The organism is Salinicoccus siamensis (assembly GCF_055391965.1).
In genome coordinates, this window is record NZ_AP043765.1 from 1,486,267 (window position 1) to 1,497,940 (window position 11,674).

An 11,674-nucleotide genomic window follows, 5' to 3' on the forward strand; every position below is an offset into this window, starting at 1 on the left:
TCCCTGATCAGTCCTCAGTATTGATGATTCTGACACCTTGAACATGAATGTTAACTGACTTTATGTTCAACCCAAGTGTCTTTTCGAGCTTATATTTGACGGTCGATTGCAGATTCGTCGCCACCTCTGAAATCTTGACGCCGTAGCTGACGATTATATATAGATCGATATCCACTTCGCCTTCATTGTTTTCCACGATGACACCGCGCGAATAGTTCTCTTTGCCGAGGAGTTCGGCAAAGCCGTCACGCACCTGGTGCTTAGAAGCCATACCGACGACACCGTAGCTTTCCACCACTGCACCGCCTGCAATATTCGCAATCACGTCCATGGCGATATCAATACTGCCCATTTCATTTTTTATTTCAAGAGTCATTGTCTTTCCTCCTCATACATCATTTAATTATAAGCGGAAACCGCATATAAATACAAGTATGCCTATAACACCATAGTGCCGGCCGCCTAGCGTACCCTCGGAATATCGCTTGTAAAATCTTTTCTTATCATGTATTATATTATAGTATGCAAATAAAGCTATAATCAATATTTATGGTAATCTTTATAAAGGGAGATGACAATATGTCTAAAGAATGCTACTTCACTGGCCGTAAAGCAAGCACAGGCAACAACCGTTCACACGCTATGAACGCCAACAAAAGGACTTTCGGCGCCAACCTGCAAAAAGTAAGGGTACTCGTCGACGGCAAGCCTAAAAGAGTCTGGGCATCAGCCCGCGCACTCAAATCCGGCAAAGTCCAGCGCGTATAATCTTGACAATATTGAATCCATCCGATCTGATCGGATGGATTTTTTATTTAGAATATGTTGACGAGATAAACCATCAGCATCGCTGTAAATATTGCCGGTATCATATTGCCCACCCTCATTTTAGTGATGTTTAGCATATTTAAGGCAATCGCAAGAAGTATTACGCCACCCGTACTCGTCACCTGCTGGATCATCTGATCGAGGATGAAGTCCGGTATGAACTTGGCTATCTGCTGGGCAGAAAGTATGATGCCGGATTCATAAAAGAATGTCGGCACGCCTGAGATGATGACACCGAGGCCATAGGTGGTCGTCATGACTATTGCGATGAAGAAGTCCATGATCGATTTTGTGATCAGTACTTCGTTGGAGCCCCTGAGCCCTGCATCCAATCCTCCGACAATTGCCATAGCCCCTACAATGAAGACCAGAGTACCGGAGACGAAACCTTGTGACAGGTTACCGGCATGTTTGTCGCCAAGCTTGATTTCCATCCAATGGCCGAAGCGGTTCAGCATCTCTTCAAGACGGATGACTTCTCCGATGACCACCCCAACAATCAGGCTGAGTAATGTTATGATGATATCATCAGCCTGGACGACCATCTGGATCCCCAGGGTCAGAATGATCAATGCCTGTATCTTCATTATGGAATCCTTTATGGGAGCCGGAATGAATGTAAATATCAAACCCAGCAATCCACCGACTATGATTGCCATACCATTTGTGAATGCACCTGCTAAAATCATCCTGTCCCTCCTTTAACGGTCATCTCTGGATTGTATCATAATTATTGTAGCATCCGTATGCACCGAAGCATATTCCTCCTTAAATTCGTTGCTTATCGTCAATGTCCGGCCAACTTCAAGTTCGGCTTCGTCCAAATCATATTCGAACCCCTCCAAGCTCAAGTTCCCACCTGCAGCCAATGGCAGAAAGGAGACATAGCGCATGCCTTCAGCTTTTGCTACCGTGTGCTGGCCTGCCGGGAGCAGCTGCATGATGTTCTGGTGATCAATGAGCCTGATGTTCGCCTTGCTGAAACTGCTGTGCGTCAACAGAAAGATGTTGGCAAGAGTATGGTCGAGCCGGCCACCCGTCGCCCCGTATACATCTATGCTCAAGTAGCCTTTTGCCACAAGATCTTTCAGGCATATCTCCAAATCCGTATCGTCTTTGCGCGTCGGCACAGGTGTCACCGCCATATGTCTGGTGATGAACGTCCATTCTCCATCATCTACAGAATCGAAATCCCCATAAGTATACTTCGGGTGGATGCCTTCCCTAAGCAGAAGATATGCACCGCGATCCACCCCGGCCCATTCGCCGGGCCTGATGGCTTCCATGATGCCCTTTTTAGATTCACGGACTAACACGTTGATATGCATGTCATCATCCTCTCAACCGGCTGATTGCTGCGGCAGGGTCCTCTGCTTTGAACAGATGGGAACCGCTGACGAACAGGTTCGCGCCCTCATCTCTGCATATAGCTGCCGTTTCATCATTTATGCCGCCATCGACTTCGATGTCAAATTGGTAGTTATGCGCTTTCCTCATCCCATCAAGTTCGGTGATCTTACCCACACACTGGCTGATGAATTCCTGTCCGCCAAAGCCTGGATTCACTGTCATGATGAGGACGAAATCAAGATCTGGCAGCAGGTATTCAAGCTCAGACACGGCACTATGTGGATTTAGCGCGATACCCGCCTTCATGCCATTTTGCTGGATCTTTTGGATCAGTCGGTGCGGATGATGTGTCGCTTCAACATGAAAAGACACCATAGCGACGCCCATCCGCTTCAGTTCTTCTATGAACTGGTCGGGCTGAAGGGTCATCAGATGCACATCGATCGGTATGTTGGAGACCTTACTGATGGCTTCAATCACAGGCAGTCCATATGATATGTTCGGCACAAACTGGCCGTCCATGACATCAAGATGGAACATATCGGCACCAGCTGCCTCCATCCTCCCGATATCGCGTCCTAGATTCGCAAAATCCCCGGCAAGCAGGGAAGGTAATATTTTATCCATTCAATATCTTACCTTTCTGTTTTCAATTTCATGATAAATCGTTACATAACTGTCATAGCGCGTCTTGGCCAGCATTTCGTTCGCCACGGCTTCCTTGACACCGCACTTAGGTTCCTTGATGTGCTGACACTCCCTGAATTTGCATTTTTCACTGTGTACATTGAAATCCGGAAAACAGAACTTGAGATTGTATTTATCGAGACCTGTGAATTCTATCGTGCTGAATCCTGGGGTATCTGCAATCTTGCCGCCGGCAATATCCATCAGCTCCACATGCCGCGTCGTATGTTTTCCACGATTTAAAGCGTTGGAGATTTCTGCAGTCTCAAGATCGAGTGCTGGCAGGAATGTATTCAGTAGAGTCGATTTCCCCACCCCGGACTGACCAGCCAAGACACTGATCTTATCCTCGAAGATCATTTCCAGATCCCGGGCGATGGAGCCCCGGTCGGTGAAATGGACCGGATAAATACCGCTATAGACCGATTTCAACGCTTCAGCATCGAAATCGTCATCAGCCAGGTCCATCTTGGTGATGATGACGACTGGCTCCATATCATGCGCTTCTGCGTAAGCAAGGAATCGGTCCAGAAGATAATAGTTGAATTCAGGGGATTTCATGCTCATTGTGATCAACAGCTGATCGATATTGGCGACTGGTGGCCGCGCAAGTGAGTTTTTGCGGGGATCTATCGCCGTTATATACCCTTCCATATCATTCTCCACCTGAAATGTCACAATATCGCCGACAAGGGGGGACTCCTTAGTTTTTCTAAACAGACCCCTCGCCCTTGTTGCGTATATACTCCCTTCAGCCTCTACATAGTAGAATCCGCTCAATGCTTTGATTATTCTTCCTTTAAGCATACGTCACCCCTGATTGATTTTACTTTATTATAACAGTTACCCTCTTTATGATAAAATATCACTAGCACCATAAAAGGAGGTACTACCATGTCAGAGTCAATTGAGGCTAGTGAACTGCAAGATGTAATCCAAGGTGAGGATAAAGTCCTGATCGATGTCAGGGAAAAGAATGAACTGGAAGAGACAGGCTTCGTGCCTGGTGCCGAACATTATCCGATGTCGGACTTCGAGAACGCCATTTCATCCCTCGATAAAGACAAGACGTATTATGTAATGTGCAGATCCGGCAAGAGAAGTGAGAAAGTACAGCACCATTTACTTGATAACGGCTACAAAGCGTTGAATGTCGAAGGCGGCATACTGGCTTATGACGGCCCACTCGATACATTCTAGCTATATGCACGAAGGAGTCTGTCCCGACCCGGGAGAGACTCCTTTTTCATTGCGCCACCATTTCTTGGTACAGGCAGGACCTAATGACAATTTGCCCATAAATGAATGCCCCCTTCCGCCATATGGCGGAAGGGGGCATTTGAATTTATTTGCGGTCGATGTTTTCCCTGACGTTTTCAATGATGAAGCCACTTTTAATATAGCCTGGAATGCTGTTCAGATCGATGCTGAGGTCTTGTTCAGGTACATCATATGAAACTTTGCCGGCAAAATATTTCATCGTCTCTTCCATGATGATGATTGTCATCCACTCGCCTGCACAACGGTGGTTCGTGTAGTAGTCGCCGCCGCCTTGCGGAATAAGGTCGAATGGGCTGCCATCCCAGTCGATGAAGCGTTCTGGGCGGAATTCATTCGCGTTTTCGAAGACATCATCGCGGTGCATGGTGCCATAGACATCGAGCAGAAGGAAAGTGTCTTTGTCTATATCATGTCCATCGAAGTTGAAGTCCGTCTTCGCTTTGCCCGGCAGGAATGGCACGAATGGGTAGAAGCGGCGCACTTCTTGTGAGAACATGTACGCATAATCTTCTTCGTTGTTGATTTTTTCCCTTGAAATTGGATGTTCATTCATCGCATGCAGACCGAATGATACAAAACGGTTGATCGCAATGAGAGGGCGGAACGTGTTCATCAGGTCGATGGCACAGAGTCTTGAGTCCATAGGGTTACCCTTGTAGTCTTCCCAATGTGCAAACTCATAGAGGGCCGTTCCCTCTGGCGGATGGATCTTGCCTTTACGGGTCTGGATGATCTGATCTTCAAGCCAATCCTCAACACGGTGACGTGCTTTGACGGACTCCCTGTAGCCTTTGAACTTGGAACCTAGGCCTTTGAAGGAATCGATCATGATATCCATATCCGTTGCGATTTCTTCAATCTTAGATTCCGGTGCCTGTACACCGGCCCACTTGGTACCTACTTTAGTAAGCAGGACGATGGATTCGCGATAGATGTTTACACGGCCCATCTGTTCCATGCGGTGAGTATTCATATACCAGTGGTTGCGTGTAAGTTCACGTAAGTATTTCAGGTTGCCTTCTGTCATAAGCGACATGAAGAGTGCTTTTCTGTCTATATGTTTTTTGCCGGTCGTCGTGTGGATGGCACCTTTACCGAATAGAGTGTTCACGATACGCTTTGGCAGAGTGCCGGAACGTTCGATCCTATCATTATCGTAGAAAGTTTCAGCAGCCTTTTTACCACTGAGGACGAGGATGCGCTTACCGCCGAGACCCCTTGTTTCAAAAATGTTTTCTGCACCAAGGCGCTTTCTTTGATTCGTGGTGTAAAGGTAACCTTCCTTCATTGCCTTAAGCGTGTTATCGAGACCTTTGTCTCTCTTTATTGTGCTCATAAGTTCTCCTCCAATTTCATTATTCCTAATCCATTATATATAAATGATTGGGCTTATGCCACCATTTCAATCATTTGTAGGGGACCTTATCCTCTTTGATGGTCTCACCATCGACATCGATGCGGTAGTGGCCGGTTTCATCTTCTTCAATGATCATATTGACCGTATACTCATGATCCGAATCGATTTCCAATGTATCGAATACATCATCCATATCATTATCTTTATCGTCAATGTATATTTCCACAGTACGGGCCGGGCGTTCTTCTTTTGAGTCCGCGTCCTGATCTTCATCGTATGGGATCAATATTTCTTTGGCGAATTGCTTCTCGTCTTTGGACTCGGGTCCGAGGGATTTGATTATATCGATTGTGGATCCTTTTGTGAATTCCCCATAATGCGGAGACTGCCCCATGACCTGACCCTCTTTAAAATCTGCGCTGTGGGCTTCCTGGATGATATCCACTTCAAATCCTGCCTCAATCAGCGCTGCCTCTGCCTCCTCCAGCTGCTGCCCCCTATAATCTTCCACTTCTATCATCTCTAAGCCTCTTGAAACGGTCAGCTTCAAATTGTCTGAAGACGGGTCGACCAGTACATCTGGTTCTATTGACTGTTCTATTATCGTCCCGGGTTCGGATGGGTCGTATACTTCTTCCACTTCAAAAGAGCTGAATTCCATCGCTTCGATATCAGCCCGCATATCATCAAGATAAAGTCCTGTCAACGATGGCATCTCCACTCCTGAAGACACTTCAAGCACTAACTCATGTTCTTCCGGGGTGACTTCCATGCCAGCTCCAATGGACTGTGAGAGTACCGTGTCAGGCTTTGAAGCGTCGGGTATCTTTTCGACTTCGACACTGCTGAACCCAAGTGCATCCAGATCACTTTTGATATCTTCATAGTATGCCCCGACAAAGTCCCCCATTTCATAGGGCGCTTCTCCACGGCTGACCATAATATCGATCGGAGTGCCCTTATCTACTTTCCCACCAGCTCCTGGTACAGTCCTGATGATCGAGCCAGTACTCATTTCAGGGTCATACGCCTCGATTGTCTCACCCATCTCCAAATCATTTTCTTCAAGTACCTGTCCGGCATCTTCAATCGGCATACCGGTCATGTCCGGGAGGGTGGACGATTGGTCCATGACAAGGAAAAAGAACAATGCCGGCAGCAGAAGCAACATTGCCAACAACGGAATGAGCCATAGCTTTCGATTCTTCTTCCTATCTCCGTAAGGGCTGATTGGGGGCTTTGGCCCAGGGTGGGGTTCAGATACTGTACCGGAATTGAATGCAGCGATGTCATTGAGTATTTCATCCACTTGACGATAACGGTTACGTGGATCCTTTTCAGTACACTTACCGATTATGCGGACAAGCGCTTCCGGCACATCCCTGAATTCCAGTATATCCGGAAAGGGTTCCGAGATATGCTTCAGTGCGACTGAAACCGGAGTTTCCCCTTCAAACGGCAGCCGGCCGGCAAGCAATTCAAACAATACGATCCCGAATGAATAGATATCTGTCCGTTCATCCGTCTGGTGGCCTTTTGCCTGTTCCGGGGATATGTACTGCACAGAACCCATGACCTGGTTGGTTTCAGTCATGCGTGTATCACTTAGAGCCTTTGCGATGCCGAAGTCTGTAATCTTCACCTGTCCCTTTTCATCCATCAGAATGTTCTGGGGTTTGATATCCCTATGGATGATGCCTGCACCGTGGGCATGCCTGATGCCACGCAGCACCATCCCACATATCCTCAGCACTTCAGCTACCGGCACAGGATGATTATCTTCGATGAACTGCTGCAACGTCGGACCATGGATCACTTCAGTTACGAGCAGGTGATACATATCCGTCTCATCGACGTCCAGAACGCTGACAATGTTAGGATGGGAAAGTTGGATCGTACTTTCGACTTCACGTTGGAACCGCGCCACGGATTTCTCGCGGTTATGATGATCCACTTTAATCAGCTTTACGACCACTTCCCGGTTCAGGATGATATCCTCAGCCAAGTAAACGGAGCTCATGCCGCCGCCGAGGTATTCAATCACCTTGTAGCGCTCTGAAACGATTTCTCCAATCACACCTGATTGCCTGCCTTCAGTTCAGCCAATACGAGGCTGATATTATCCGTAGAGCCATTTTTGAGTGCACGTTCTATAAGATGTCCCGGCTTATCCTCAAGCGGAACGTCCGGCTTTGATACGATTGTATGGATTTCTCCACTATCCATTTCATCCGTCAGGCCGTCAGAAGCAAGCAGGAGATGGTTATACTGTTTATTGCGCAACCTGAAGACATCTGCCTGGATGAGGCGGTCGGTGCCGAGTGCTTTTGTGATTATATTCCTTTTGGGATGCATTTTGGCATCCGCTTCGGTAATCTCTCCGGCATCGACCAGCATGTTGACGAATGAGTGGTCTTTCGTCACCTGTTCGATGGAGCGGGCGTTCATCACATACGCCCTGGAATCCCCCACATTCAAAATAAGCAGGGTTTCGTCAATCACCGCCGCTAGGACAAGGGTCGTGCCCATTCCGCGGTACTCTGCATATTCTTCCTGGTATTCATGCATCCTGCGGTTGACATCCATCACAAGATGCCTCAAAAATTCGACCGCCTGCTCGACGTCGAACAGATTCTGCTCTTCCCATGCCGCCTTCACCTCATCATGTGCGAACCTGCTGGCGACATCACCATACTCATGGCCACCCATCCCGTCCGAAACGAGCAGCAGCATCTGATCTGTTCCATTATAGAAGATGCCGGTGGCATCTTCATTCAAGCTGCGGTGGTCTCCCTTGATGCTCTCTTCTACTGCCTTCATTGCTATTCCCCCGTTTCTTCCTTGGATTCCTTGGCACGGAGCTGGCCGCATGCGGCATCTATATCGGTACCCTGCTCCCTTCTGAGCGTCGCGTTCACACCGCACTCATTGAGCGTCTCCAAAAATGTGAAGATATCATCCCTTGTAGTACGTACATAGTTCCGCTCCGGCACATGGTTGACAGGTATGAGGTTGACATGGCATTTCAGCCCGCTGATCAACTCACTAAGCTCGCGTGCATGTTCAGGCTGGTCATTGACGCCACCGAAAAGGCCATATTCAAAAGTGATCCTGCGGCCGGTCTCCTGCTGGTAATACTTCAAGGCATCCATCAATTTTTCTATATCATAGGCTTTATTGATCGGCATCAGCCGTGTCCTTATATCATTATCCGATGCATGCAGGCTCACGGCAAAGTTGATCTGTATATCTTCTTCTGCAAAATCATAGATCCGGGGCACTATGCCACTTGTGGATACCGTGATATGGCGTGCGCCGATATTGAGGCCATCGTCGTGATTGACGATACGCAGGAACTTCATCATCTGGTTGTAGTTTTCAAACGGTTCACCGATACCCATAATGACGATGCTGCTCACACGTTCATCCGTCTCGTCCAGTGCTTTTTGGATCTGGACGATCTGTGAGACGATTTCACCCGCTTCGAGATTACGCTTCAACCCCCCGAGCGTCGACGCGCAGAAACTGCAGCCTATACGGCATCCGACCTGGGTCGTGACGCACACGGAGTTGCCGTAATCATGGCGCATCAGTACAGTTTCGATGGTATAGCCATCCCTTAGGCGGAACAGGAACTTCATGGTGCCATCCTTGCTTTCCTGCCTGACCACCGTTTCCAGCGGCTCGATGCTGTACATCTCTGACAATTTTTGGCGCATCTCCTTAGGCAGGTTCAACATTTCTTCAAACTGGTCTACACGGTGAATATAGAGCCATTCGAATATTTGGGCACCGCGATACCGCTCTTCTCCCCATTCGACTGCCAATGCCTCCAACTCATCGAGGTTTAAGGTGTAGATCGACGGTCGGTCGAAGTTCGGCAGCTGAAAATCTTTAATCGGTTTCTTTTCTGGTCTTTTTATCATTTCTATTCCTTCTTCCTGAATCTGGCTATAAAGAAGCCATCTGTATCTGCTTCATGCGGCAGAATCTGGCGATATGGCCCTTCAAAATCGAATGCTTTCAACCTGAATGGATCAAACTCGATATCGTCATTTTCCTTTTTGAAAGTATAGGCCACATTCTCATTTTCCATCTGATGGATGGTGCATGTCGAATATATGAGCACGCCGTCTTTTTTCAAGTATTGTTTCACATTGGATAAAATTTCAAGTTGGAGTCTGACAAGCGCTTCTACATCTTCTGCCGTGCGCTCGTATCTGATTTCCGGCTTCCTGCGCATCACCCCGAGACCTGAGCAAGGAGCGTCGACTATGATTTTATCATATAGTCTCGGGTATTCATCACAGGCTGCGTCTGCCAGAAAAACTTCGAGGTTCGACAGCCCCAGGCGTTTGGCATGTTGGGTCACGAGCGGCAATTTATGCGTGTGTACATCACTCAGGTCGACATGGCCGCTGGTGGCTTTCTCAAGTGCGTGCAGCCCTTTGCCGCCTGGCGCACTGCAGGCATCAAGGATGACATCATCCACTGCTGGTTCAAGGGCTTCGTTGACGAGCATCGAACTGACATCCTGGATGCTGAACAACCCTGCTTCATAGCCCTCTGATTTCAGGATATCCCCATCCACTTCGATGGCGTCGGGATGAATATCTGAAGGGGTTGCCTCCAGGCCTTCTGCCGTCAATTTCGAAAGGAGCGACTCGCGTGTAATGCGTGATGTATTGGTGCGTATATACATCTGGGGCCGACTGTCCAATGCTTCCGCTATCCGGCGGGCCCCCTCGATGCCGTGGTGGGTCTTCCAATGGAAGATGATCCATTCAGGGATGCTCGTCTCTATGGACAACCGTTTTGTGGCACTTTTGATGGCATTGGCGTCCTGTCTCGGCGATCTTTCGAAATTCCTCAATATGCCGTTGATGGCATTGGCGTCTTTCGGTCCGCCTGATGCTTTGGCGATCTTCACCGCTTCATTGATCGCGGCATAGTTCGGCACACGGTCTAGCCATATGATCTGATAGACTGTAATCTCTATCAGATTACGCTGCCACCGCTTGAGCCTCGTGCGTATAAAAGGCCTGATCTGATATTGGATATGCAGCCGCTTTGCGATCGTGCCGTAGACGATCTCAGTCAGCAGCCCTTTATCGTTCGCCTCTAGAGGATGGCTCTTGATTATATCGTTCAGGACGATGTTGGAGTAGCCCCCCTCATCCATCACCCGGCCATATGCATCGAGGGCCAGTTTACGTAATGACATTAGCTGATACCCCCAAGTATTGTGCCTTCTAAGTTTTGCCTGCCTGCTGTGAATTCCGAGGCATCGGTCCGCTTTTTCCCAGCCAGCTGGACTTGTGTGACCTCGATGAGTCGATGGTCTCCTGCCACCACGGTGAAGCCATCTTCCGTCACCGAATCGATGGTGCCGGGTTGACGCTGTGAATGCTTTTCAAGAAGCCGCGCACCATATATCTTCAGACGTTTGCCATCCATTTCAGTATAGGCGCCGGGCCATGGGGACAATCCCCGTATATGATTGAACAGATGCTCTGCATTGTCCTCAAAGTCCAACAGTTCATCCTCTTTGGAAATGTTCGGACTGATTGTGACCTGCCCTTCATTCTGTGGTACCCGGGAATTCGTCCCTGCCAATAAGGCGGGAAGTGTCTCATTGAGAAGCTTTGCACCAAGGTGTGACAGGCGGTCATGTAATGTTCCTGTATCATCTTCAGGCGTGATGCCGGTCTTTACACTGGCGATGATATCTCCACTGTCGAGCCCTTCAGCCATATACATAAGTGTTACGCCGGTTTCTGCATCACCTTCCATGATCGCCCTATGGATTGGGGCGCCTCCCCTATGTTTCGGCAGTAGGGAGGCATGCACATTGACCGCCCCGAGACGCGGAATGTCTAGCAGCGCCTTTGGGAGGATCTGCCCATAGGCTGCAGTGATGATCAGATCCGGAGCCATCCCCCTGATCTGATCCACCGCTTCATCGTGCCTGATGTCTTGAGGTTGGAAAAGTGGGATATCGAGGGTTTTTGCTGCTTCTGCGACCGGTGGTGAGGTCAGCACCCTTTTTCTGCCGACCGGCTTGTCCGGCTGGCTGATGACCAGCGCGACATTATGCTTTTCGTGGAGCTTCTCTAATATGGGTACCGAGAAATCCGGGGTTCCCATAAAAATGATTGTTTCCGTCATTAT

At 48.5% G+C, this 11,674-nt stretch carries 13 protein-coding genes; 2 read left to right on the forward strand and 11 right to left on the reverse strand.

The genetic code is table 11. The annotated features are described in order from the left end of the window. Nucleotides 1–7: 7 nt before the first annotated feature. Nucleotides 8–376, reverse strand: a complete 369-nt coding sequence (locus ACZ5LF_RS07660; protein ID WP_344701328.1) for an Asp23/Gls24 family envelope stress response protein — start codon at nucleotides 374–376, stop codon at nucleotides 8–10. A 203-nt stretch (nucleotides 377–579) separates the two neighbouring features. On the opposite strand from ACZ5LF_RS07660, the gene rpmB reads away from it, so the two are divergent. Further along, entirely contained in the window at nucleotides 580–768 is a 189-nt protein-coding gene (gene rpmB, locus ACZ5LF_RS07665; protein ID WP_344701326.1) for a 50S ribosomal protein L28, read from the forward strand. Between the two features lie 47 nt (nucleotides 769–815). Here rpmB and ACZ5LF_RS07670 read toward each other — a convergent pair whose 3' ends face one another. From ACZ5LF_RS07670 to rsgA, 4 genes are read right to left on the reverse strand one after another with little or no spacing between them, the layout of a single operon-like run. Continuing rightward, nucleotides 816–1,517, reverse strand: a complete 702-nt coding sequence (locus ACZ5LF_RS07670; protein ID WP_380571622.1) for a DUF554 domain-containing protein — start codon at nucleotides 1,515–1,517, stop codon at nucleotides 816–818. A 12-nt stretch (nucleotides 1,518–1,529) separates the two neighbouring features. Continuing rightward, nucleotides 1,530–2,156 carry a thiamine diphosphokinase gene (locus ACZ5LF_RS07675; protein ID WP_380571624.1) on the reverse strand — a complete coding sequence of 209 codons (627 nt, stop codon included), beginning with the start codon at nucleotides 2,154–2,156 and terminating at the stop codon, nucleotides 1,530–1,532. A gap of 4 nt (nucleotides 2,157–2,160) precedes the next feature. Beyond that, entirely contained in the window at nucleotides 2,161–2,805 is a 645-nt protein-coding gene (rpe, locus tag ACZ5LF_RS07680; protein WP_380571626.1) for a ribulose-phosphate 3-epimerase, read from the reverse strand. After that, nucleotides 2,806–3,672 carry a ribosome small subunit-dependent GTPase A gene (rsgA, locus tag ACZ5LF_RS07685; protein ID WP_380571628.1) on the reverse strand — a complete coding sequence of 289 codons (867 nt, stop codon included), beginning with the start codon at nucleotides 3,670–3,672 and terminating at the stop codon, nucleotides 2,806–2,808. A gap of 87 nt (nucleotides 3,673–3,759) precedes the next feature. On the opposite strand from rsgA, the gene ACZ5LF_RS07690 reads away from it, so the two are divergent. Beyond that, complete coding sequence (locus ACZ5LF_RS07690; protein ID WP_380571631.1) at nucleotides 3,760–4,065, forward strand: rhodanese-like domain-containing protein; 306 nt, start codon at nucleotides 3,760–3,762, stop codon at nucleotides 4,063–4,065. A 145-nt stretch (nucleotides 4,066–4,210) separates the two neighbouring features. Here the strand turns inward: ACZ5LF_RS07690 and ACZ5LF_RS07695 are convergent, their stop codons facing one another. The 6 genes from ACZ5LF_RS07695 to fmt all read right to left on the reverse strand — a co-directional run bounded on the left by ACZ5LF_RS07695 (nucleotide 4,211) and on the right by fmt (nucleotide 11,671). Beyond that, entirely contained in the window at nucleotides 4,211–5,482 is a 1,272-nt protein-coding gene (locus ACZ5LF_RS07695; protein WP_380571634.1) for a cytochrome P450, read from the reverse strand. A gap of 70 nt (nucleotides 5,483–5,552) precedes the next feature. Further along, nucleotides 5,553–7,580: a protein kinase domain-containing protein gene (locus tag ACZ5LF_RS07700; RefSeq protein ID WP_380571636.1), complete on the reverse strand. Its 2,028-nt coding sequence runs from the start codon at nucleotides 7,578–7,580 to the stop codon at nucleotides 5,553–5,555. Beyond that, nucleotides 7,577–8,323 (reverse strand): Stp1/IreP family PP2C-type Ser/Thr phosphatase, encoded by a 747-nt coding sequence (locus ACZ5LF_RS07705; protein WP_380571638.1) that lies wholly within the window; start codon nucleotides 8,321–8,323, stop codon nucleotides 7,577–7,579. Before ACZ5LF_RS07705 ends, ACZ5LF_RS07700 begins: the two co-directional genes overlap by 4 nt. Nucleotides 8,324–8,325: 2 nt before the next feature. After that, complete coding sequence (gene rlmN / locus ACZ5LF_RS07710) at nucleotides 8,326–9,429, reverse strand: dual-specificity RNA methyltransferase RlmN (protein WP_380571640.1); 1,104 nt, start codon at nucleotides 9,427–9,429, stop codon at nucleotides 8,326–8,328. 2 nt (nucleotides 9,430–9,431) lie between these two features. Next, on the reverse strand, nucleotides 9,432–10,727 hold the full coding sequence (gene rsmB, locus ACZ5LF_RS07715; RefSeq protein WP_380571642.1) for a 16S rRNA (cytosine(967)-C(5))-methyltransferase RsmB: 1,296 nt from the start codon (nucleotides 10,725–10,727) through the stop codon (nucleotides 9,432–9,434). After that, complete coding sequence (gene fmt / locus ACZ5LF_RS07720) at nucleotides 10,727–11,671, reverse strand: methionyl-tRNA formyltransferase (protein ID WP_380571644.1); 945 nt, start codon at nucleotides 11,669–11,671, stop codon at nucleotides 10,727–10,729. The genes rsmB and fmt overlap by 1 nt, the downstream gene beginning before the upstream one ends. Nucleotides 11,672–11,674: the final 3 nt, after the last annotated feature.

Bases quoted from the DNA above. Each gene is read 5' to 3' on its own strand.
- ACZ5LF_RS07660 (WP_344701328.1), bottom strand. From the start codon at position 376: ATGACTCTTGAAATAAAAAATGAAATGGGCAGTATTGATATCGCCATG.
- rpmB (WP_344701326.1), top strand. From the start codon at position 580: ATGTCTAAAGAATGCTACTTCACTGGCCGTAAAGCAAGCACAGGCAAC.
- ACZ5LF_RS07670 (WP_380571622.1), bottom strand. From the start codon at position 1,517: ATGATTTTAGCAGGTGCATTCACAAATGGTATGGCAATCATAGTCGGT.
- ACZ5LF_RS07675 (WP_380571624.1), bottom strand. From the start codon at position 2,156: ATGCATATCAACGTGTTAGTCCGTGAATCTAAAAAGGGCATCATGGAA.
- rpe (WP_380571626.1), bottom strand. From the start codon at position 2,805: ATGGATAAAATATTACCTTCCCTGCTTGCCGGGGATTTTGCGAATCTA.
- rsgA (WP_380571628.1), bottom strand. From the start codon at position 3,672: ATGCTTAAAGGAAGAATAATCAAAGCATTGAGCGGATTCTACTATGTA.
- ACZ5LF_RS07690 (WP_380571631.1), top strand. From the start codon at position 3,760: ATGTCAGAGTCAATTGAGGCTAGTGAACTGCAAGATGTAATCCAAGGT.
- ACZ5LF_RS07695 (WP_380571634.1), bottom strand. From the start codon at position 5,482: ATGAGCACAATAAAGAGAGACAAAGGTCTCGATAACACGCTTAAGGCA.
- ACZ5LF_RS07705 (WP_380571638.1), bottom strand. From the start codon at position 8,323: ATGAAGGCAGTAGAAGAGAGCATCAAGGGAGACCACCGCAGCTTGAAT.
- rlmN (WP_380571640.1), bottom strand. From the start codon at position 9,429: ATGATAAAAAGACCAGAAAAGAAACCGATTAAAGATTTTCAGCTGCCG.
- rsmB (WP_380571642.1), bottom strand. From the start codon at position 10,727: ATGTCATTACGTAAACTGGCCCTCGATGCATATGGCCGGGTGATGGAT.
- fmt (WP_380571644.1), bottom strand. From the start codon at position 11,671: ATGACGGAAACAATCATTTTTATGGGAACCCCGGATTTCTCGGTACCC.